At 56.1% G+C, this 20663-nt stretch carries 20 protein-coding genes; 14 read left to right on the top strand and 6 right to left on the bottom strand.

Translation table 11 applies throughout. The features are described from left to right. Nucleotides 1–79: 79 nt before the first annotated feature. The 3 genes from H8S45_RS01625 to dapF are packed head-to-tail and all read right to left on the bottom strand — an operon-like array spanning nt 80 to nt 3700. Entirely contained in the window at nt 80–1255 is a 1176-nt protein-coding gene (locus tag H8S45_RS01625; protein ID WP_054326010.1) for an LL-diaminopimelate aminotransferase, read from the bottom strand. Next, nucleotides 1245–2858, bottom strand: a complete 1614-nt coding sequence (locus tag H8S45_RS01620) for a CTP synthase (protein ID WP_147573703.1) — start codon at nt 2856–2858, stop codon at nt 1245–1247. Before H8S45_RS01620 ends, H8S45_RS01625 begins: the two co-directional genes overlap by 11 nt. Then, nucleotides 2855–3700, bottom strand: a complete 846-nt coding sequence (dapF, locus tag H8S45_RS01615) for a diaminopimelate epimerase (protein WP_186949458.1) — start codon at nt 3698–3700, stop codon at nt 2855–2857. The genes H8S45_RS01620 and dapF overlap by 4 nt, the downstream gene beginning before the upstream one ends. Before the next feature lie 478 nt (nt 3701–4178). Between dapF and H8S45_RS01610 the strand changes: the two genes are divergently transcribed. The 5 genes from H8S45_RS01610 (at nt 4179) to H8S45_RS01590 (ending at nt 8711) form a co-directional block, all read left to right on the top strand. Next, a complete protein-coding gene (locus tag H8S45_RS01610; RefSeq protein WP_054326008.1) occupies nt 4179–6266 on the top strand; it encodes a glutamine synthetase III family protein in 2088 nt (695 codons plus the stop codon). A 132-nt stretch (nt 6267–6398) separates the two neighbouring features. Continuing rightward, nucleotides 6399–7442 carry an FAD:protein FMN transferase gene (locus tag H8S45_RS01605; RefSeq protein WP_186949456.1) on the top strand — a complete coding sequence of 348 codons (1044 nt, stop codon included), beginning with the start codon at nt 6399–6401 and terminating at the stop codon, nt 7440–7442. Next, on the top strand, nt 7432–7803 hold the full coding sequence (locus H8S45_RS01600; protein WP_107630543.1) for a NusG domain II-containing protein: 372 nt from the start codon (nt 7432–7434) through the stop codon (nt 7801–7803). The genes H8S45_RS01605 and H8S45_RS01600 overlap by 11 nt, the downstream gene beginning before the upstream one ends. A gap of 18 nt (nt 7804–7821) precedes the next feature. Continuing rightward, the gene (locus tag H8S45_RS01595; RefSeq protein ID WP_107630542.1) at nt 7822–8334 is read left to right on the top strand and encodes a Gx transporter family protein; all 513 of its coding nucleotides are present in this window, start codon (nt 7822–7824) and stop codon (nt 8332–8334) included. A 50-nt stretch (nt 8335–8384) separates the two neighbouring features. Then, nucleotides 8385–8711 (top strand): hypothetical protein, encoded by a 327-nt coding sequence (locus H8S45_RS01590; protein WP_107630541.1) that lies wholly within the window; start codon nt 8385–8387, stop codon nt 8709–8711. 54 nt (nt 8712–8765) lie between these two features. Here the strand turns inward: H8S45_RS01590 and ilvA are convergent, their stop codons facing one another. Beyond that, nucleotides 8766–9977: a threonine ammonia-lyase gene (gene ilvA, locus H8S45_RS01585; protein WP_054326005.1), complete on the bottom strand. Its 1212-nt coding sequence runs from the start codon at nt 9975–9977 to the stop codon at nt 8766–8768. Nucleotides 9978–10170: 193 nt separating this feature from the next. Here ilvA and H8S45_RS01580 point away from each other — a divergent pair, with 193 nt between their 5' ends. From H8S45_RS01580 to tsf, 6 genes are all read left to right on the top strand, one after another. Further along, the gene (locus tag H8S45_RS01580; RefSeq protein WP_054326004.1) at nt 10171–10896 is read left to right on the top strand and encodes a coiled-coil domain-containing protein; all 726 of its coding nucleotides are present in this window, start codon (nt 10171–10173) and stop codon (nt 10894–10896) included. Between the two features lie 3 nt (nt 10897–10899). Then, the gene (locus tag H8S45_RS01575; RefSeq protein ID WP_107630540.1) at nt 10900–11451 is read left to right on the top strand and encodes a FumA C-terminus/TtdB family hydratase beta subunit; all 552 of its coding nucleotides are present in this window, start codon (nt 10900–10902) and stop codon (nt 11449–11451) included. Between the two features lie 93 nt (nt 11452–11544). Further along, nucleotides 11545–12402 (top strand): polysaccharide deacetylase family protein, encoded by an 858-nt coding sequence (locus H8S45_RS01570; protein ID WP_054326003.1) that lies wholly within the window; start codon nt 11545–11547, stop codon nt 12400–12402. A gap of 4 nt (nt 12403–12406) precedes the next feature. After that, entirely contained in the window at nt 12407–12646 is a 240-nt protein-coding gene (locus tag H8S45_RS01565) for a YlmC/YmxH family sporulation protein (protein WP_242977794.1), read from the top strand. Nucleotides 12647–12876: 230 nt separating this feature from the next. Beyond that, entirely contained in the window at nt 12877–13617 is a 741-nt protein-coding gene (rpsB, locus tag H8S45_RS01560; RefSeq protein ID WP_054326002.1) for a 30S ribosomal protein S2, read from the top strand. Between the two features lie 112 nt (nt 13618–13729). Next, the gene (gene tsf / locus H8S45_RS01555; protein ID WP_054326001.1) at nt 13730–14662 is read left to right on the top strand and encodes a translation elongation factor Ts; all 933 of its coding nucleotides are present in this window, start codon (nt 13730–13732) and stop codon (nt 14660–14662) included. A 46-nt stretch (nt 14663–14708) separates the two neighbouring features. Here tsf and H8S45_RS01550 read toward each other — a convergent pair whose 3' ends face one another. Continuing rightward, complete coding sequence (locus H8S45_RS01550) at nt 14709–15377, bottom strand: TIGR01906 family membrane protein (RefSeq protein ID WP_054326000.1); 669 nt, start codon at nt 15375–15377, stop codon at nt 14709–14711. Next, on the bottom strand, nt 15374–16006 hold the full coding sequence (locus H8S45_RS01545; protein WP_107630537.1) for a lysoplasmalogenase family protein: 633 nt from the start codon (nt 16004–16006) through the stop codon (nt 15374–15376). Before H8S45_RS01545 ends, H8S45_RS01550 begins: the two co-directional genes overlap by 4 nt. A 154-nt stretch (nt 16007–16160) precedes the next feature. Here H8S45_RS01545 and H8S45_RS01540 point away from each other — a divergent pair, with 154 nt between their 5' ends. The 3 genes from H8S45_RS01540 (at nt 16161) to thrS (ending at nt 20658) form a co-directional block, all read left to right on the top strand. Then, nucleotides 16161–16697, top strand: coding sequence for a YcxB family protein (locus H8S45_RS01540; protein ID WP_186949454.1), 537 nt, complete (start codon nt 16161–16163; stop codon nt 16695–16697). A gap of 99 nt (nt 16698–16796) precedes the next feature. Further along, nucleotides 16797–18566, top strand: coding sequence for a serpin family protein (locus H8S45_RS16125; protein WP_186949452.1), 1770 nt, complete (start codon nt 16797–16799; stop codon nt 18564–18566). Nucleotides 18567–18903: 337 nt separating this feature from the next. Then, nucleotides 18904–20658 (top strand): threonine--tRNA ligase, encoded by a 1755-nt coding sequence (gene thrS, locus H8S45_RS01530; protein ID WP_054325995.1) that lies wholly within the window; start codon nt 18904–18906, stop codon nt 20656–20658. The last annotated feature ends 5 nt before the right edge of the window (nt 20659–20663 follow it).

Genomic DNA, 20663 nt, shown 5'->3' with positions numbered 1-20663 from the left:
TTTTTGTAAAAATAAGACCCATAACACCCCTCCGATCAAAGGATAAAGGACTGACTCCGAAGAGACAGCCCTTTTTATCTTATCCAAGCAGCTTTTTCAGGCGCTCTGCCGCCTCAACCGTTCGCTGCTGGTCGCCGAACGCGGTCAGGCGGAAGAAACCGTCGCCGTTCTTGCCAAAGCCGGCGCCGGGCGTGCCGACCACATGGGCGTGTTCCAGCAGGTAGTCAAAGAACGTCCAGCTATCCATGCTATTCGGGCATTTCAGCCAGAGATATGGGCTGTTTTTACCGCCCGTGTACCAGATGCCGAGCGAATCGAGCGTTTCGCTGAGCACTTTGGCATTCTGCTTATAATAGCCGAGCGTTTCCCGAATCTGCTGCATGCCCGCTTCGGTAAAGCAGGCCGCCGCACCTTTCTGTACGATATAGGGTACGCCGTTGAATTTTGTGGTCTGGCGGCGCAGCCACATTTTGTTGAGTTTTCCATCAGCCAAAGCCTTAGGGACGATCGTCCAGCCACAGCGCGTTCCGGTGAAGCCGGCCATTTTGGAGAACGAACAGAACTCGACCGCACAGGTTTTGGCACCCTCGATCTCATAAATGGAGCGGGGGAGACCGGTGTCTTCGATAAAGCATTCGTAAGCCGCATCATATAGGATAACAGCATGCTGCGCGTTGGCGTACTCCACCCATGCCTGAAGTCCGGCACGGTCATATGCGGCGCCGGTCGGGTTGTTCGGGGAGCAGATATAGATGATATCACACGCTGTGCCGGCATCCGGCAGCGGGAGGAAGCCGTTTCCCGCGTTGGCGTCCGCAAAAATCACCTTGCGGCCGGCCATGACATTGGTATCGACATAGACGGGATAGACCGGATCGGGAACCAGGACGGTATTATCTGCGCTGAACAGGTCGAGGATATTGCCGAGATCACTTTTTGCGCCGTCCGAAATAAAGATTTCATCGGTATCAAGCGAAACGCCATGCGTCCGGTAATAGCCGGCCAGCGCTTCGTGCAGAAAGCTGTAGCCCTGCTCGTCGCCATAGCCGTGGAAGGTTTCCTGCCGGGCCTGATCCTCGACCGCCGCGTGCAGCGCGTCGATCACAGCAGGAACCAGGGGACGGGTTACATCTCCGATGGACAGCTTGATCACATCCGCTTCCGGATGGGCGGCCTGAAATTCGCGCTGCTTTTTGGCTACGGTGGAAAACAGATAGCTCTGCGCGATATTGTCAAAATTTTGATTAATCTGCATGTTTTTTGCTCCTTTCCAGCGATGCTGCAACAAACGCCTTGAACAGCGGATGCGCGCGGTTGGGGCGGGACTTGAATTCGGGGTGGAACTGTACGCCGATATAGAACGGATGGTTTGGGATCTCGACTGTTTCAACCAGCTCGCCGGTGGGCGAGGTGCCTGTAATCAGCATACCCTGTTTTTCGATCTGCTCACGGAAATTATTATTGAATTCATAACGGTGGCGGTGGCGCTCGGAAATCATTTCCGTGCCATAGGCCGCAGACATGATGGTGTCCGGACGAATTTTACATGGATAAGCGCCCAGACGCATCGTACCGCCTTTTTTGGAAACGCCCTGCTGACTTTCCATCAGGTCGATGACCGGATGCGTGGAATCCGGATCAAACTCGCTCGAATTAGCGTCTTCAAAGCCCAGCACGTTGCGCGCATAGCTCATGACCGCAATCTGCATGCCCAGACAGATGCCGAAATAGGGGATGCCCTGTGTGCGCGCATAATTGGCGGCGCAGATCATGCCCTCAATGCCGCGCGGGCCGAAGCCGCCGGGGAGGATGACGCCGTCGACCTCGCCGAGCAGCTTGTCCACGGTCGAGTCGTTGATCTCCTCCGAATCCACCCATTCAATATCGACAAAGCATTCATTTTCATAGCCACCGTGCTGCAGGGCTTCCGCAACGGACAGGTATGCGTCGTGCAGCTTAACGTATTTGCCGACCAGCGCGATCCGGACATGCGCCTTGCGCGCTGCGATGCGCTCGAGCATGGCGACCCACTCGCTCATGTCGCCCTTGGGCGCGCCGATGGCCAGCTCGCGGCAGACGATATCGGACAGGTGGCTTTCCTCCAGCATCATGGGCGCCTGATACAGTACGGGAAGCGTACGGTTTTCAATTACGCAGTCCTCCGGCACGGTGCAGAACATGGAGATCTTCCTTTTGATGTCGTCATCCATAGGCTGATCGACGCGCGCTACGATAATATCCGGGGAAATGCCGAGGCCGCGCAGCTCCTTGACCGAATGCTGGGTGGGCTTGCTTTTCGGCTCGTTCGAGCCGGAGATGTAGGGGACGAGCGTTACATGGATAAACAGGCAGTTGCGGCGGCCGACCTCGGTCGCGACTTGGCGGATCGCCTCAAGGAACGGCTGGGATTCGATATCGCCGGTTGTACCTCCGATCTCGGTGATGACAACGTCGGCCGAGGTCTTCTTGCCGACCGAATAAATGAAAGACTTGATCTCATTGGTAATATGGGGGATGACCTGCACGGTTTCGCCCAGGTATTCCCCGGCGCGCTCCTTGTTGAGCACGTTCCAGTAGACCTTGCCGGTGGTCAGGTTGGAGAATTTGTTCAAGTCCTCGTCGATAAAGCGTTCATAGTGGCCGAGGTCGAGATCGGTTTCCGCACCATCGTCCGTTACATAGACCTCGCCATGCTGGAACGGGCTCATCGTACCCGGGTCGACGTTGATGTAGGGGTCGAGCTTCTGCGCGGCCACCTTGAGGCCGCGGCTTTTCAGCAGGCGTCCCAGCGACGCGGCCGTGATGCCCTTGCCCAGACCAGAAACAACGCCGCCGGTTACGAAGATGTACTTTGTCATATCTCGATTTCCCCCTCAAAAATTGTGGTTGCCGCGCCCGTCATGAACACGGTTTCGTCGGTATATTGAATGTTCAGATCACCGCCGCGCAGGCGGACGGTGATATCGCTGCCTTTTTCCGCGCGCCCTGTAAGGCAGGCCGCGACGCCCACGGCGCACGCGCCGGTGCCGCAGGCCCAAGTTTCGCCCGAGCCGCGCTCCCACACGCGCATTTTCAGGCTGCCATCGGATTGGATATTGACAAATTCCGTGTTGATGCGCGCAGGGAAGAGCGGGTGATGCTCGAATTTGGGTCCGGTCCGCGCGAGGTCGAGACTATCGATATCCTCGGACAGGAAGATTACGCAGTGCGGATTGCCCATGGAGACACAGGTGACGTGATAAACCCTTTCATCCACCACAAGCGGCGCGCCGACGACGGAATCGCCTTCGAAATCGGCCGGTATATCGCGCGGCAGGAGAATGGCGGCGCCCATATCCACGCGGACAGACTGAACCCTGCCGTCCCGAACGTCGAGTTCGAGCCTTTTGACACCGGAAAGCGTATCAACCGTGACCGCTGTCCGTCCGTTTACCATGCCGTTGTCATACAGGTATTTGCCGACGCAGCGGATGCCGTTTCCGCACATCCGGCCCTCCGAACCGTCCGCGTTGAAAATCCGCATCTGCGCGTCTGCCCGGTCGGATGGAGATATCAGGATGATACCATCGCCACCGATGCCGAAATGCGGCTCGCTCAGCCGGATGGAAAGCGCCTCCGGATCGGGTACAGCCTGGTCGAAGCAGTTGAAATAAATATAATGATTGCCGCAGCCGTGCATTTTGGTAAAAGACAGCTTCACGCGGTTTCCCCTCCTTGAAGATCATTTTTCGAGGCGTGCATACGCGTTTCACGCACCGCAACCCATATGTAATTTAGTATAGCATAATTCCTTTCCGATTTCTCTACCCAATTGAAAAAAACCGGAAAAATTTTGTCGTATCCCGAAGGCTGGTTTTGGGTGGTATCATACAAAAAATGAAGAAATCGGACAATGCGACGGAAAGGGAAGAAGCGGGCGCTTTGCGGATTCTGAAAAATACGGACCGCCCGCGCGTAAGATACCTGTACAGATTAAACAAAGAGGAAAAAGACGAGGAGGAGGCCTTGACAAGCCGGAAGCATGCGGATTATAATTCTTTTGTAAACAGCAGAACGCGCTGTGGGAAACCATCCCCGCAGCGCTTGTTTTATATGGTTATATGGGCAGCAAATAACAGGCTGATTATTTATTGTTATCACGAAAAATCTATATCAGAGTAGTAAGGAGCGATATGTGTATGAACACGGCAAGGAACGTCCCCGAGCTTTTTGGCAGCATGGTCTTTAACGAGACCGTGATGAAGGAGCGTCTTCCGAAGGATGTTTACCGCAAGCTCAAAAAGACCATGCGGGAAGGGACTGCGATCGATGCGGACGTTGCCGCCGTTGTGGCGACAGCGATGAAAGACTGGGCGCTCTCCAAGGGCGCAACGCACTATACCCACTGGTTCCAGCCGCTCAACGGCATTTCGGCCGAAAAGCATGATTCCTTTATCTCTCCGACGGACGACGGCGGCGTGATGATGGAGTTTTCCGGCAAGGAACTGATCAAGGGCGAGCCGGACGCGTCTTCGTTCCCCTCTGGCGGCCTGCGCGCGACCTTCGAGGCGCGTGGCTACACGGCCTGGGATCCGACGAGCTACGCCTTTGTCAAGGATGGCTCGCTGTATATCCCGACTGCGTTCTGTTCGTATACGGGTGAGATACTCGATAAAAAGACGCCGCTGCTGCGCTCGATGGAAGCGATCAGCGCACAGGCCTGCCGCGTGCTGAAGCTGTTCGGCAAGGAGGTCCGCCACGTCACAACGACGGTCGGGCCGGAGCAGGAATACTTTTTGATCGATAAACGGGACTACGCCAAGCGCAAGGACCTGATTTTCACCGGCCGCACGCTGTTCGGGGCAAAGCCGCCGAAGGGACAGGAGATGGAGGACCACTACTTCGGCTCCATCCGCCCGCGTGTGGCGGCGTTCATGCAGGAACTGGACGAAGAACTGTGGAAGCTCGGCATCTTTTCCAAGACCAAGCATAACGAGGTCGCGCCCTGCCAGCACGAGATGGCGCCGGTGTTTACCACAGCCAATATTGCGACCGACCATAACCAACTCACCATGGAGGTCATGAAGCGGGTCGCGCAGAAGCATAATTTTATCTGCCTGCTGCATGAAAAACCGTTCGAGGGCGTCAACGGCTCGGGCAAGCACAACAACTGGTCGCTTTCCACGGATACGGGCGAAAACCTGCTCGAGCCCGGCAGGACGCCGAGCGAAAACGCGCAGTTCCTGCTGTTCCTGACTGCGGTTATCAAGGCTGTGGACGAATATCAGGACCTGCTGCGCATCTCGGTTGCGTCCGCGGGCAACGACCACCGCTTGGGCGCGAACGAAGCGCCTCCCGCCATCGTTTCCATGTTCATTGGCGACGAACTGCAGGCAATCCTGGATGCGATTGAGTCGGATGCGGACTATACGGATATGACCAAGACCAAGATGGATCTCGGCGTATCCGCGCTGCCGGACATTCCGAAGGATACAACCGACCGCAACCGCACCTCCCCGTTCGCCTTTACCGGAAACAAGTTTGAATTCCGCATGCTGGGCTCGGCGATCAACATTGCCTGCCCCAATATCATGATTAATACTGCGGTCGCGGAGGAGCTGCGCCTGTTTGCGGATGAGCTTGAAAGCGCCGCCGACTTTGAGAGCGCGCTACATGAGCTGATTAAGCGCGAGATCAAGGCTCACAAGCGAATTATTTTCAACGGCAACGGCTATGACGACGCTTGGATTACAGAAGCGGAAAAGCGCGGCCTGCTCAACCTGAAGTCGACTGCCGAGGCGCTGCCGCACTACACGGATGAGAAAAACATCCGCCTGTTTGCAACGCATGGCGTTTATACCCGCATCGAGATGGAATCCCGCGAAGAGGCGCTGCTGGAGGAATATTATAAGACGCTGCATATCGAAGCGCTGACAATGGCCGATATGGCGCGGGAAGAGATACTCCCCGCCTGCACGACGTTCCAGAATGAGTTGGCGCAAACGGCAAGGAACAAAAAAGAGGTCGGCGTATCCAATACGATGGAGGTTGACCTGCTGCGCAAGGTCTGTGGGTTGACAGAGGAGTTGTACAGAAAATGCGGCGAATTGAGCGACGCCATTGCACAGGCGCCGCAGGCCGATGCCAAGCGCCTGTCGAATTACTATCATGATATGGTCATCCCGATCATGAACGCAGTGCGTCAGCCTGCGGACGATCTGGAGCTGCTGGTTGGCAAGAAATACTGGCCGTTCCCGACGTATTCCGATATCCTGTTTTACGTCTAAAGTTACAACAAAACAGTACGCATTGCCGGCCGGCGGTGCGTACTGTTTTACTTTGGAGAGCGGCGCGCTTGTGTTTTTTTCACGATTGTATTATAATGATACATATTTTGCATGCGGGAGAATGGTATTGCGATGAAACGGATAGCTGCGCTGCTTGCGGCGCTTTTGTGCCTGTCAGGGTGCTCCGGCAGCGGAAACGTCTGCAGCACGGATTTTTTTGCCATGGACACGTTTATGTCCATAGCGGTATGCGGGGAAGGCGCGGGGGATTCCGAAGCGGCGCAGGAACTGGCAACGGAGCTGGAACAGCGTGTAAACGTACTGGAACCGGCGCTTTCCCGCACAAGAGAGGACAGCGACCTTTACCGTTTGAACCACGCGGAGGGGGCGGTCTGCACGGTGGCTGAGGATACCTATGCGGCAATCGCTGATGCGGTGGAGTACGCGAAGCTGACCGGCGGCGCGTTTGACCCAACGATGGCTGCGCTGACCGATCTGTGGGGTATCAATACGGAGGACGCCAGGGTACCGTCCCAGAATGAGATCGAGCAGGCGCTGTCCGGCGTAGGCTATGAGAATATCGAGCTTCTAGGAGACGGACGAGTGCGCCTGCTGAACGGTGCGCAGCTTGACCTTGGCGGCATTGGCAAAGGGTTTGCAACGGACGAGGTTAAGGCGGCTTGGGAACAACGGGACCGTTCGGGGACATGGAGCGTGCTGGCCCGTCTCGGTGGCAATGTTGGGGCGTTCGGCGAGAATCCCGACCGCGACGGAGGGAACTGGGTTGTCGGTATTGCAGATCCGGATAACAGCGCGGATTATTTGGCAACGGTCGCGGTAAAAGACCTGTCGGTTGTCACCTCGGGCGACTATGAGCGCTATTTTGAGCAGGATGGGAAACGGTACCACCATATTTTTGACCCCGCTACTGGTTATCCGGCGGAAAGCGGCCTGCGCAGCGTGACCGTGATCGACGAAAGCTCTACCCGTGCGGATGCGCTGACGACCGCGCTGTTTGTCATGGGGCTTGAGGAGGGAATGATGTTTTGCGCCGAAAATCAGATCGCTGCTGTTTTCATCACAGCGGACCGGCAGGTTTACACGACGCAGCAGGTCGGCGAGCTCTGTACCTTTTCGTTTTTAGGTGAGGAAAAAGGGTATACCTATGCGCAGTAGAATGAAGTGGGGAGACGCCGTGATTATCGGCGCGGTGCTGCTGGTGGCGGCCGCGCTGGCCGCTGTGCTGGCAATGCAGGCGGTGGGCGACCGGCTTTATGCGGAGGTCTGGAAAGACGGCAGTCTGGTGGAGCGGGTCGCACTGGAGGAACAGACCGACCGGACGATTGAGCTTGATGGACATAATACAGTGGTATTGCTTGGCAAAACGGCAAAAATGCAGTATGCGGATTGCCGCGACCAGGTCTGCGTCAGGACCGGAACATTAACGCGTGCCGGCCAGGTGGCGGTCTGTCTCCCGAACCGCGTTGTGCTGAAAATCACAGGCGGGCAGAGCGATATTGACGCGATCGTAAGTTAGAGGGGAGTGTGCGGAAGGATGAAAGCGAAAAAGGTATCGTTCTGCGGCCTGCTGACCGCGCTCGCGATCGTACTGTCGCTGGCCGAGCGGCTGTTTCCACTGGATGCGGTCGTGCCGGTACCCGGCGTCAAGCTCGGCCTTGCAAACGTGGTGACCCTGTTTGCGCTGACAAGACTTTCGGTGCGGGACGCGTTTTTTATTTTGGTATGCCGCGTGACGATTTCCTCGGTACTGATGGGGAGCGTGACCGCGTTTCTGTTTTCCCTGCTTGGGGGGCTGCTTTCCTTGGTTGCCATGTACCTGCTGCTGCGGCTGGAAGGGCGGTTCTGCTCTCTGCTGGGTGTCAGTGTGGCCGGGGCGGCGGCACATAATATCGGGCAGGTGCTTGCGGCAATATTCTGGATGCAGACAGCGGCAGTTGCGGCGTATCTGCCTTTCCTGCTGGTGATGAGCGTCCCGCTTGGGCTTGTGACCGGCCTGACTTGTTCCGTTGTGCTTGCGCATATGAAAAAAATCGAGTTTCATGTATAAATTTTTTTGCATCCTCCTATACTATGAGCAAATATAAAGGAGGAAATGCAATGAAAAAGCTTGTTGCGTTACTGGCCATGATGACAATGCTGATTGGCTGCGGCTGCTCCAATACGTCCGACGACCAAAATAAAGACGATGCGGATAATACGGTTACGGACAGCCAGAATGATCAAAACGACACGATGGATAACAGCATTGGAAATGATGCGGATAGAGTCGGAGACGACATAGTCGATGGCGTGGACGACGCGGGCAACGCCATCAAAGACGGCGCCGAGGATGTCGGCGATGCACTGACCGGAAACGATAACAATAACAACAACGGCGCGGCTGTGGATAATGGGACCGGCGTAACGACCTCCCCCAATCCGTAATCGCAAATAAATAAAGCTGCAGACTCAATGTCTGCAGCTTTATTTATTTCTCCTTTAAATCTGTGAGGTGAAAACCTGATAGCCCTGCCTGCTCAAGTCGTCAAGCAGACGCTTGGCGTGCTCAACGCCGCCGACCTCGCAGACGACTTGGATGATCGCTTCGCCGATATCCAGATCAGCCTGCACTCGGTCATGCTGGAACAGAATGATGTTGGCGTTCTGCTCGGCCACCAGATGTGCAAAACGTTCGAGCGCGCCGGGTACGTCTGGCATCAGCACCGAGAATTTCAACTGGCGGCAGCGAGTGACAAGCCCCTTTTCCACGATCTTATGGATGAAAGACACATCAATATTGCCGCCGGAAAGCACGCAGACGACCTTTTTGCCCTTGACATCCACCTTGTTGTTGAGTACGGCCGCCAGGGGCGCCGCGCCGGAGGTTTCCACGACCTGCTTGCAGCGTTCAAGCAGCAGGAGTACGGTGGAAGCAATCTCCTCATCGGAGACCGTGACAACACGGTCGACATATTGCTGAATATACCGGAACGTGTTTTCACCGGGACACTTGACCGCGATACCGTCCGCGATGGTCCGGACCGTATCCGATGGCTGGAGCGTACCCGCGCGGAAAGAATTGGCGATGGCCGGCGCGCCCTCTGCTTGTACACCGACAATCTGGATGCGCGGATTGATCTGCTTGGCGCAGGCCGCGATACCGGAGATCAGCCCGCCGCCGCCCGCAGGGACAAAAATGATATCGACGAACGGAAGATCGCGCAGAATCTCGAGTGCGATCGTACCCTGACCGGCCATAACATCCTCGTCGTCAAACGGATGGATGAACTCGGCTCCGGTTTCCTCGCAGATCTCACAGGCCTTGGCATAGGCTTCGTCATAGATATTGCCGGCAAGCACAACTTCAGCGCCGTAGCCCTGCGTCGCGGACACCTTTGCAATCGGTGTGGAACGGGGCATGACGATGGTAGACTTTACGCCGACCGAACTGGCTGCGAACGCGACGCCCTGCGCGTGATTGCCTGCGGACGAGGCGACGACCGCATGGAGGTCGCCCTCGGCGTAGCGCTTCATAATCTTGTTGTATGCGCCGCGCACCTTGAATGAACCGGTTTTCTGCTGGTTCTCGTACTTCAGATAGACTTCCGCGCCGCTCATGGCAGAAAAGGTGCCGGAAGTGGACAGCGGGATGTTATGGATCACATTCTTCAGGCGGTCGGCCGCCGCTTCGAAATCTTTCAGCTCTAACATAATATCTTTCTCCGATTTAGCGTGATGAACTTATCATAGCACTTTTGCTTCGGGATTGCAAGCGGAAATCCGAGGATGCGCGTCTGTTTTGCCCGATAAAATGGGGAAGAACGAGGGGGGGATGATCTTTTTATTGCCAGAAAGGTCCGGCTTTGCTATACTTAAAGAAGATCGTATAGTGGAGGATAATGTCATGGATGAGCAGAGCAAGGGGTTCCGCGGCGTCGTTTTCGGTGGGTTTAAGCGGGAAGACGTGCTGCGATACATAGAGGAAACAGATACCAGGTACTTTTCGGAAACCGAGGAGCTTCGCCGGCAGCTGGCGGAGGCGCAGGCCGCGATGGGGGAGTTGCGCGGGCAAAATGAAAAGCTGACGGAGAAAAACGCGGAGCTGCTGGAACGGCTAGGGCAGATGACGCTGGATACCGATAAAATCAGAGCGAAGCTCGATGAGATCGAAAAGGGCTTTACCCTGCAGACGACCGAAATCGAAGCACAGAACGCGCGGGCGGAATCGCTTGCGGCGGAAAATGACCGCCTGACTGCGGAAAATACCAAGCTGGCGCAGAAATGCGGGGAGTACGATGCCTCCAAGGAGAAAATCGCAGAGATGGAGCTTTCGGCTTACCGGCGGGCGAAGCAGATCGAGGAGGATGCCAAAAGCGAGCTGCAAAAGCTGCGCCGCCAGTCGCTTGAGATGATCGAGCAGGTCAAACGCCAGCTCGATACGGCGAAAGAGAACTATCGGACGGTTTTGGCGCGCAGTCAGCAGGAATCGGCGGAAATGGCGCGCAAAGCGGGGGAAGTGCTGGGAGAGATCGACCGCATTACGGCCGCGCTTGGAAAGAGCGAAGCGGACAAAAGCAAATCCGGCCTGCGCGATGTACTGAGTAATCTGCGGATCAAGACGGAGGAATGAGCAATGGCGCACTATGACCTGAAAACAGAGGAGCTAAAGCAGATGGCTTCCAAGCTCCGTGCCGGCGATACGGTCTCCCTAACCGGAACAGTGTATACCGCCCGTGATGCGGCGCACAAAAAAATCGTCGCGGCTATGGATGCGGGAGAAGCGCTCCCGTTTGCGTTAGAGGGAGCGGCAATCTACTACGCGGGGCCAACGCCGGCCAAGCCGGGGCAGGTGATCGGTTCGGTCGGACCGACAACATCGGGCCGTATGGATCCCTTTGCGCCGCGACTTCTGGATGCGGGCCTTTCCTGCATGATCGGCAAGGGCATACGCTGCCAAGCAGTGCAGGATGCGATGGCGCGCAACGGAGCGGTGTATATGGTCGCGATCGGCGGCGCGGGCGCGGCCAAGGCGGCGTCTATCAAAAGGGTGGAAGTGATCGCCTATGAGGAACTGGGCTGCGAATCGGTCAAGCGGCTGACGGTGGAAAACTTCAGCGCGATTGTTTCACAGGACTGCGTCGGCGGTAACCTCTATACGGAAGGCGTTGCAAAATATAAAAAATAGCGCGTGGCGCGGAGCGCTGCGGATTCATAAAATCCCCCCGGCGGGCATACGCTGTGCTGAGAAGCATGGAAGCGGTCCGAGGGGGGATTTTTTTTGAAGCTGGGCTTTCGTCACACAGCATTTCAGGCGGTGTGTACGGTTATCGTGCTTTGCTTTGCGCTGGTGTTGCTGCAGCGCGGCGACACAAACGCGGTGTTTGGGGAGCAGAACGGCGTCAGGCTGCCGATCCTGATGTACCATAGCATTTTAAAAGACAGCGCCCGTCAGGGGAAATATGTCGTTTCGCCATCCGTGCTGGCAGAGGACCTGGATGCGTTACAAAAACGGGGCTACGAGACAGTTACGGTTTCCGACCTGCTCGCCTATGTACATAAAGGTGAGCCACTGCCGGAAAAGCCTGTGATGATCACGTTTGACGACGGGTATTATAACAATTATGTTTACGCATATCCGCTGCTGCAGCAGCGGAACATGCGGGCGGTCGTTTCGATCATAGGCTGCCAGACCGACCAGTATACGGAAAGCGGCGTGGAAAACGCCTACTGGTCGCATTTGACGATCGACAGGCTGCGCGAAATGCAGGATGTTTTTGAGGTGCAGAACCATTCCTGGAACCTGCACGAATACGGGGAGCGCCGCGGCTGCCTGCGCAGGCGGGGGGAGGACCAGACCACCTATGAAAGCCTGCTGCGGGAGGATACCGGTCAGACACAGGAACTGTTATCCGAGAATGGGCTGCCGGAGCCGCAGTGCTATACCTATCCGTTTGGCGCATGCTCGGATGAAAGCGAGCAGGTGCTGCGCGAAATGGGGTTTCTATGTACGCTCGGATGTGAGGAACGGATGAATTTGGTTACAGGCGATCCATCATGCCTGTATGAAATGGGGCGGTATAATCGTGCGTCAGGGGAAAGCACAGAAAGCTATCTCAAAAGGGCGTTGGGAGAGTGAAGGGATGGGAGCGATGCGTTTTTCCGAGCTGCATTGCAGGGAAGTGATCAACCTGTGCGATGGAGCGCGTTTGGGGGAAGTATGCGATCTAGTGTTCGATCCGGTCTGCGGACAGATCACGGCGATCGTTGTCCCAGGGCAAGGCGGCATCATGAGCCTGTTTTCGCGCGACGACTGTGTGATCCCCTGGAACTGCATCGAAACGCTGGGAGAGGATTATATCCTGGTCCGCTGGAAAAAATAAGCGGGAGCGCATGGAAAGATGCGTGGGGATAAGCGTATAGACCGTATTGCTTTTGGAAAAAATAAGCGAAAATCAGTAAATAATGTTTGACATTGGATGCGTACAGCGCTATACTATTAGAGCATGAATTCGCACATCCTGTGATGAAAGCGGCCGGTGACGGGCCGAACGGCCTGTTGCCGCTGTCAGATGATCAGGGATGGAGGAAACAACCAAGGAGGAAAATGAAAATGGCAGTAATCTCTATGAAGCAGCTTTTGGAGGCCGGTGTACACTTCGGCCACCAGACCCGCCGCTGGAACCCGAAGATGGCGACCTACATCTTCACCGAGCGCAATGGTATCTATATCATTGACCTGCAGAAAACTGTAAAGAAACTTGAGGAAGCATACTTCTTCGTGCGCGATATGGCCGCTGCGGGCGAGTCTATCCTGTTTGTCGGCACCAAGAAGCAGGCGCAGGACGCGATCAAGGAAGAGGCGGAGCGTTGCGGCCAGTTCTATGTCAATGCGCGCTGGCTGGGCGGCATGCTGACCAACTTCAAGACTATGCGTACCCGTATCGCGCGTCTGAACCAGTTGCAGAAGATGCAGGCGGACGGCACGTTCGACCTGTTGCCGAAGAAGGAAGTCATCAAGCTCCAGCTCGAAATCGCCAAGCTCGAAAAGTACCTGGGCGGCGTTAAGGAAATGAAGAAGCTGCCGGGCGCGCTGTTCGTGGTCGACTCCCGCAAGGAGAAGAACGCGATTGCCGAGGCTCGCAAGCTGGGTATCCCGATCGTTGCGATCGTTGACACCAACTGCGATCCGGACGAGATCGACTATGTCATCCCAGGCAACGACGACGCCATCCGCGCGATCAAGCTGATCTCCCAGACCATGGCGAACGCCGTTTTGGAAGGCAAGCAGGGCGAGCAGCTTGAGGTTGAAGCAAAGGCGGAAGAGACTGAAGCGGCTTCCGCGCAGGCATAAGCATAACTGCATAGAAATTAGTGAGTTGTTCGTAGGGCGCGACGACCCGGCGCGCCGAGGTCGTCGCGCCCTACGGTTTTGTTTTGAAATAGAATGATGGAGGAATATAAAAATGGCTTTTACTGCTGCTGACGTAAAAAAGCTCCGCGAAATGACCAACGTGGGTATGATGGACTGCAAGAAGGCGCTGACCGAGTCTGACGGCGATTTTGACAAGGCGATCGAGCTCCTGCGCGAAAAGGGCTTGGCCAAGGCTGCCAAGAAGGCGGACCGCATCGCGGCCGAGGGTGTTGTCTGCGCGACCGTATGCGATAAGTACGGCGTGGGCGCGATTATCGAGGTAAACTCGGAAACCGACTTTGTTGCCAAGAACGCGGACTTCCAGCAGTTCGTTGCTGATCTGGCTGGCGTTGTGACCAGGGAGGCGCCCGCTGATGTGGAAGCGCTGAAGACCTGCAAGATGGGCGACCTGACCGTTCAGGAAGCCCTGCAGGAGAAGGTACTGACGATTGGTGAGAACATCCAGATCCGCCGCTTTGAGCGCTTTGACGAATCCACGGTCAACGTAGCCTATAACCATATGGGCGGCGTGATCGGCGTGCTGGTCGGCCTACAGGTTTCGGACAATCTGAAAGATAATGCGACTGTTAAGGAGCTGGGTAAGGACATCGGCATGCAGGCGGCTGCGATGAACCCGTCCTTTATGGATAAGTCCCAGGTGGACGAGGCGACTCTGGCCAAGGAGAAAGAAATCCTGTTGGCGCAGGCGCTTGAAGAGAATAAGACCGCTGCCAAGCCGAAGCCGGAGCAGATTATTCACAAGATGGTCGAGGGCCGTATCGGCAAGTACTATGAGGAGAACTGCCTCCTGCAGCAGGCATTTGTCAAGGAGAACAAGGTTTCTGTAGAACAGCATATCGCGGCTGTGGCCAAGGAGCTCGGCGGCGAGATCAAGCTGGCCAAGTGCGTGCGCTTTGAAAAGGGCGAGGGTATTGAAAAGAAGCAGGACGACTTCGCGGCGGAAGTCGCTTCCATGGCCAAGTAAGCTATAATGCGAAAAAAGGACGCAGGGTAAGCACCCTGTGTCCTTTTTATTGCAATGCCTGCTTTTTCTTCCGATACAGCAGTTCGCCGACCAGTGCGGCCAGACAAAGCCCGCCAAAGGAGAGCAATAGGACCAATGCGCCGGTCCTTGCCCAGAAAGCTTCCGGCAGGATGAGGATGATTTCATCCAGGCGCGCGTCGAATACCCAGTTGGTCTTGCCGGGAAAAAAGACCTGGTGGAAAACAGTAAACATGCTGTTGAAATCGCAGAACGCCCAAATCGCAGTGATAAGGTAAACAACGCCCATGGCGGCAGCCGACCAAAATGCAGGCCCGCGCCCGCGGAACCGGTAAAACCGGAGCCCGCAGCGGTGGCCAAGCAGCGCAAGCAAAACCAACGCGGCGGCTGAGCCGCCCAGCAGGACAAAGTCCTGCTGGAACAATATCTTACAGTCCGCAAAATGTGCTTGGCCATCCTCCGACCAGGCGAGGTCGCCCGTGCCGAATGGGGCGTCGAACACCAGATAATCCATGACCTCATCATAAGCCTCACGGATCGTCTGCTCGCTCCAGCCAGTCCGCTCGGTGAGCTGAAGCAAGTGGATTTGCTGATAATAGAACGGGCGGCACAGGATAGGGAAAGCGATTGCGGCAGACAGAAAGAATACCGCCAATACAACTGACAGCAGGATAGACAGGGATTTTGATGGTTTCATTGTTTTGTTGCTCCTTGTGGATAGGATGAAAGGGCGATACAGACCTGTGAAGGCAAATAAAAGAGCCACATGCCAAAATGCGTGCAGGACGGGAAGATCCCCAGATTCCATGCGCCGACGCAGAGGTCGCAGCAGACAAACAAAAGCAGCCCGCAGGCAAACAGACGATGCTTCCGGCCGCAGGACCGCAGAAGCACACCTTCCCATGCGTTGACAGCCAGGTTGGAAAAATAGAAGACCGAAAGCGCGGAAAGCGTATCGATACCGAAAAAGAACGCCGACAAAGGCAGTATGCGGAATGGAAGCGATGCAAAGCACAGCCTGCCCCGCAGTCGGTACAGGCGAATACTGTAGATAAACTGCACGATGCAGAAAAGCGATACGCCGAACAGATAATTCCGGTTTTGGACCAATAAAAACCAATCGGCGGCGGCGGTAAATAGCAGGGCGAGTACGACAAGCCTCCCATCCTGACAGGAATGGTTGAGCAGGGCGGCGGAAAAGCAGAGCAGTATGGAAACGTATTTGATCCAAGTGCTGTCGGCCAACGCCGTAAGGTCAAGAACCAGAAAGCAGGCGTACAGCAGGCAGACGAGCGGCAGGAATATGCGAGGGAAAACGCGCTTCATGGAACATCTCCTTTCCGGAAATAATACTATGCCAATATTCTGCGTCTGTCAAGCGAGCAGACATACAGACTGCGGAGAAAAGGCCGCCGCTTTTACTTGCATTTGGCGTAGATATTCGGTACAATAAGAGCAGAATGTAAAAGGAGCCCGCTTTATGGAACTTCATTATGATATCACCAAGCAGGACTATATCGACTTCAATTTGAATTACTATACCAATAACGCAGTCGTACAGCGCAGTATCCTGACGACGCGGATCGCTTCCGCAGTGATCGTCGCGCTGGGCGGCACGGCGCTGATGTATTGGCTCAAGGTGCTGAGCGTGGTATCCGTTGTCGGATATTTGGCGCTTGCGGCGGTCTGTTTTTTCGGCACGCCGTGGTATATGAAGCGGAAGGTTGTAAAAAATGTGGAGCGCATCCTGCAAAGGGCCAACAACAAGCAGCTTTGCGGACCCAAAACATTGACCCTGCGGGAAAATGAATTCGAGCTTGCGGGGGAAAACGAGGATACGACCTATCAATATGAAGCGGTCCAGCGCACAGCGTCGGATGCTGCCCATTACTATATTTTCGTAGATGAATTTTCCGCGGTCATCGTGCCTTTTTCTGCTTTTACGGACGAGGGACAGAAACGGGATTTTTATGAGCGGATCACGGCTCATATCACTGACGAGGCGCTCAAATGTTAAACAAGCTCCCTATATAGGGAGCTTTGACATTAAATATGGGAACTACTTGGAAGAGGCGGTCGTCTAACCAGTAAACTGAAAGAATGGGAGGGATTTCAAGTGAAAAAACGGATAATGGCCTGGGTGCTTGCGTTGTGCATGGGGGTGCCAGTATGCGCCGGTGCAGCGCAGGAGCAGGAGGTGTACGGCTACCCGACAGAGGATGCTCTGCGGAAACTGCCAAAAACGGTCACGCGCGGCGACTTTCTGGAAGCGCTTGCGTCGGCGTCCGGCGAGGACGTGTCAGACAGCGCGTGGATCGACATGGAGGAATACTTCACCGACGGCGTGGAAGCATCCGACGAGGTCAAGTGGACGTTTGCAAAATGGATCCTGAACGGAGCGGCGCAGGACGGGGAAAAAGCGGTGCTGCGCTTGGACGACCTGATCACGCGGCAGGAAGCGGCGGCGCTGCTCGGACGGTATTTGGATTATCGATACACCGCGCTCCCCGCGGGCTGCGGCACCGGTTCGCCCGACCCGTATAATATTGCGGAATGGGCGCAGAACGGTGTGAGCAAGTGCTGGATGTACGGTGTGATCGATATGTCGGATGAAAGTAATGTCAGCTATCCGGATGGCACGACATCCAGCGCATTGGATTTCCGGCCGAATGATCTGGTTGCCGGCAGCGAGGCGGCGCAGTGGATTGCAAACGCAAATGCGCTTGATATGAGCGCGGTCGCCGCACCGGAGAAGCCGGGTTTCGCTGACGCCCTTATCCGTGCGGTGGATGCGGAGGGCAACTGGTCGCTGTCGCCTTATTCCATCCGGATGTGCCTGGCCATGCTGGCGAATGGTACGAAGGGGGAAACGCAGCGGGAGCTGCTCGATGCCTTGCAGATCGAGGATCTGGAGGCGTTTAACCAGACTGTGAAAGAGCAGCTTGCGACCTATGACGGCTACGCGCGCATTATGTCGCTCGAAACCGCCAATTCCCTTTGGATCAATCAAAGCTGGTTTGACGGGGCGGGCGAGTTCCTGCCGGACTATGCGCGCGAAATGGACGAATATTTCCGCGCCGTGGTGGAGGAGGTCACAAATGCGGACTCGGTCGAACGGGTCAACGCCTGGGCGGACGAGAAAACGCATGGCAAGATCCCGACCATCCTGACCGAGGACAACCGCGAGTTTGTCACCGCGCTGATCAACGCGGTGTACTTCAAGGCCGCTTGGGAAAAAGAGTTTTCCCCCGCACATACGGAAAAGGCGGACTTTACGAATGCGGATGGTACGGCCGGCACGGTAGACATGATGCACCAGACCGATGTCTTCGGCTATTATTCCACCCCGGGTGTGGAAGCGCTCAGGATGGATTACCGCAAATACGCGGTGGACAATTGGGAGGGCGACAACTGGAAATACTTCCGCGACGCGGATTTCAGCATGTACCTGATTAAAGCGGACGATGAGCTGGACGTGCAGAACCTGCTGGATAACGCGGAATTTACCTATAGTGACGTACGGGCCTCCATACCCAGATTCAAGGTGGAGTACGGCGCACCGTTGGACGAAGCGCTGCAGGCGCTCGGTGTGCGGACAGCGTATGAGCCGGAAAAAGCGGATCTGACCGCGATGCTCGACCCCTCCGAACTGCCGGCCAGGCAGCATTTCCTGGACACGGTGGTACACAAAACATACGTCGCAGTGGATGAAAAAGGCACGGAAGCCGCGGCGGTGACCGCCGCGATGGATGGTGCGGGCGCGGCGCTGCCGTCCCGCCCCGAACTGGTGCGCACGTTCACCGCGGATGAGCCGTTCTGGTTTGTTATCCGTGATAACGCAAATGGCGAGATTTTGTTTGTCGGCCGCTACGAAACGGCGAATTAACGGTTGACAAAGCAAGGCTTGGGGTATAATATAAATGTATTCATAAGCAAAAGCGATGACGGAAATCCCGTAAGTATCTAACAAGCGTCTGGCAGAGAGCGGACGACGCGGCTGAAAGCGTCCGCAGGCGCGGAGAAAGCGGCACCGATTCCCGAGCCCCGCGGCGGAAAAGCGCAGTATGCCGCGGCGTGTCGTCCTCGTTACGGACTCCAGAGCGGTAAGCCCGAAAACGGGCTTGCAAGCAGGGTGGAACCGTGGGTTTATGCTCACCCCTGATTTTATGTCGGGGGTGGGCTTTTTCGTTCTCCCCCCAAAATACAAAAGGAGGAACACTGTTATGTCCGAAGAAAACAAGTACACGTTTGAAAATCCGGAATACCGCGACACCTACCGTCATACGGTATCCCATATCCTTGCGCAGGCGGTCAAGCGCCTGTATCCCGAGGTCAAGCTTGCCATCGGCCCGTCGATCGAAAACGGCTTCTACTACGATTTCGACGCACCGTTCTCCTTTACGCAGGAGAATTTGGACGCGCTCGAGGCCGAGATGAAGAAGATCTGCAAGGAGAAGCTGCCGCTCGAACGCTTCGAGCTGCCGCGCGCCGAGGCGCGCAAGCTGATGGAGGAAAAGGACGAGCCATATAAGGTGCAGCTCATCGACGACCTACCTGAGGACGCGACCATCTCGTTCTACAAACAGGGTGAGTTCACCGACCTGTGTGCCGGCCCGCATCTGGATACCACCGGCCGCGTCAAGGGAAACGGCATTAAGCTGATGAGCGTCACCGGCGCATACTGGCGCGGCGACAGCAAAAATAAGATGCTTCAGCGTATCTACGGCACAGCTTTCCCCAAGAAGGACGAACTGGATGCCTACCTGAACATGCTGGAGGAGGCCAAGAAGCGCGATCACCGCCGTCTGGGCAAGGAACTTGGCCTGTTCATGCTGACTGAGGAAGGCCCGGGCTTCCCGTTCTTCCTGCCGGGCGGCATGACGCTCAAGAATACCCTGATCGACTACTGGCGCGAGGTACACAAGAAGTACGGCTATGTCGAGGTTTCCACGCCGGTCATCCTCAGCCGCAAGCTTTGGGAGCGTTCGGGCCACTGGGAGCACTACAAGAACAATATGTACACCACGGTCATTGACGACGAGGACTTTGCCATCAAGCCCATGAACTGCCCGGGCGGTATGCTGGTCTACAAGTCCCAGCCGCACTCCTACCGCGAACTACCGTTGCGCGTGGGCGAGCTTGGCCTTGTCCATCGCCACGAGCTGTCCGGTGCGCTGCACGGCCTGTTCCGCGTACGCTGCTTCACGCAGGACGATGCGCATATCTTCATGACGCCAGACCAGATGAAGGATGAGATTAAAAACACAGTCAAGCTGTTCGACGAGGTGTACTCGGTGTTCGGCCTGAGCTATAAGATCGAGCTGTCCACCATGCCGGAGGACCACATCGGCACGGTCGAACAGTGGGAACACAACCAGGATATCCTCAAGGAAGCCATCACCGAGATGGGCAAGGACTATGTGGTCAACGAGGGCGACGGCGCGTTCTACGGCCCCAAGCTGGACTTCCATCTGGCCGACTCGCTCGGCCGCACTTGGCAGTGTGGCACGATTCAGCTGGACTCCCAGCTTCCCGAGCGGTTTGAGCTGGAGTATATCGGCGCGGACGGCGAAAAGCACCGCCCGATTATGATCCACCGCGTGGTGCTTGGCTCGATCGAGCGCTTCATCGGCGTCATCACCGAGCACTTTGCAGGCGCGTTCCCCACCTGGCTCGCTCCGGAGCAGGTGCGCGTCATGCCCATGACCGACCGCAATATCCCCTGCGCGCAGGAGGTCGTGGGGCAGCTCACCGAAGCGGGCTTCCGCGTGAGCATGGATGACCGCAACGAGAAGATCGGCTACAAGATCCGCGAGGCGCAGGTGCATAAGGTGCCGTATATGGTCGTTATCGGTGACAAGGACGAGGAGAAAGGCATCATTTCAGTGCGCGAGCGCAAAACCGGCGAGACCACGCCGATGGAGCTGGTGGAGTTCATCGAAAAGCTGTCCTATGAGGTGAAAGAAAAGCTGCGGTAATCCAC

Source organism: Agathobaculum faecis (assembly GCF_014287995.1).
Classification (GTDB): Bacteria; Bacillota; Clostridia; order Oscillospirales; family Butyricicoccaceae; genus Agathobaculum; species Agathobaculum ammoniilyticum.
This window is presented reverse-complemented; position numbering and strand designations above follow the sequence as displayed.

Bases quoted from the DNA above. Each gene is read 5' to 3' on its own strand.
- ilvA (WP_054326005.1), bottom strand. From the start codon at position 9,977: ATGTTAGAGCTGAAAGATTTCGAAGCGGCGGCCGACCGCCTGAAGAAT.
- H8S45_RS01545 (WP_107630537.1), bottom strand. From the start codon at position 16,006: ATGAAGCGCGTTTTCCCTCGCATATTCCTGCCGCTCGTCTGCCTGCTG.
- H8S45_RS01575 (WP_107630540.1), top strand. From the start codon at position 10,900: ATGGCGCACTATGACCTGAAAACAGAGGAGCTAAAGCAGATGGCTTCC.
- H8S45_RS01600 (WP_107630543.1), top strand. From the start codon at position 7,432: ATGCGCAGTAGAATGAAGTGGGGAGACGCCGTGATTATCGGCGCGGTG.
- H8S45_RS01610 (WP_054326008.1), top strand. From the start codon at position 4,179: ATGAACACGGCAAGGAACGTCCCCGAGCTTTTTGGCAGCATGGTCTTT.
- H8S45_RS01580 (WP_054326004.1), top strand. From the start codon at position 10,171: ATGGATGAGCAGAGCAAGGGGTTCCGCGGCGTCGTTTTCGGTGGGTTT.
- H8S45_RS01595 (WP_107630542.1), top strand. From the start codon at position 7,822: ATGAAAGCGAAAAAGGTATCGTTCTGCGGCCTGCTGACCGCGCTCGCG.
- thrS (WP_054325995.1), top strand. From the start codon at position 18,904: ATGTCCGAAGAAAACAAGTACACGTTTGAAAATCCGGAATACCGCGAC.
- H8S45_RS01620 (WP_147573703.1), bottom strand. From the start codon at position 2,858: ATGACAAAGTACATCTTCGTAACCGGCGGCGTTGTTTCTGGTCTGGGC.
- H8S45_RS01540 (WP_186949454.1), top strand. From the start codon at position 16,161: ATGGAACTTCATTATGATATCACCAAGCAGGACTATATCGACTTCAAT.
- H8S45_RS01565 (WP_242977794.1), top strand. From the start codon at position 12,407: ATGGGAGCGATGCGTTTTTCCGAGCTGCATTGCAGGGAAGTGATCAAC.
- H8S45_RS01590 (WP_107630541.1), top strand. From the start codon at position 8,385: ATGAAAAAGCTTGTTGCGTTACTGGCCATGATGACAATGCTGATTGGC.
- rpsB (WP_054326002.1), top strand. From the start codon at position 12,877: ATGGCAGTAATCTCTATGAAGCAGCTTTTGGAGGCCGGTGTACACTTC.
- H8S45_RS01625 (WP_054326010.1), bottom strand. From the start codon at position 1,255: ATGCAGATTAATCAAAATTTTGACAATATCGCGCAGAGCTATCTGTTT.
- H8S45_RS01605 (WP_186949456.1), top strand. From the start codon at position 6,399: ATGAAACGGATAGCTGCGCTGCTTGCGGCGCTTTTGTGCCTGTCAGGG.
- H8S45_RS01550 (WP_054326000.1), bottom strand. From the start codon at position 15,377: ATGAAACCATCAAAATCCCTGTCTATCCTGCTGTCAGTTGTATTGGCG.
- tsf (WP_054326001.1), top strand. From the start codon at position 13,730: ATGGCTTTTACTGCTGCTGACGTAAAAAAGCTCCGCGAAATGACCAAC.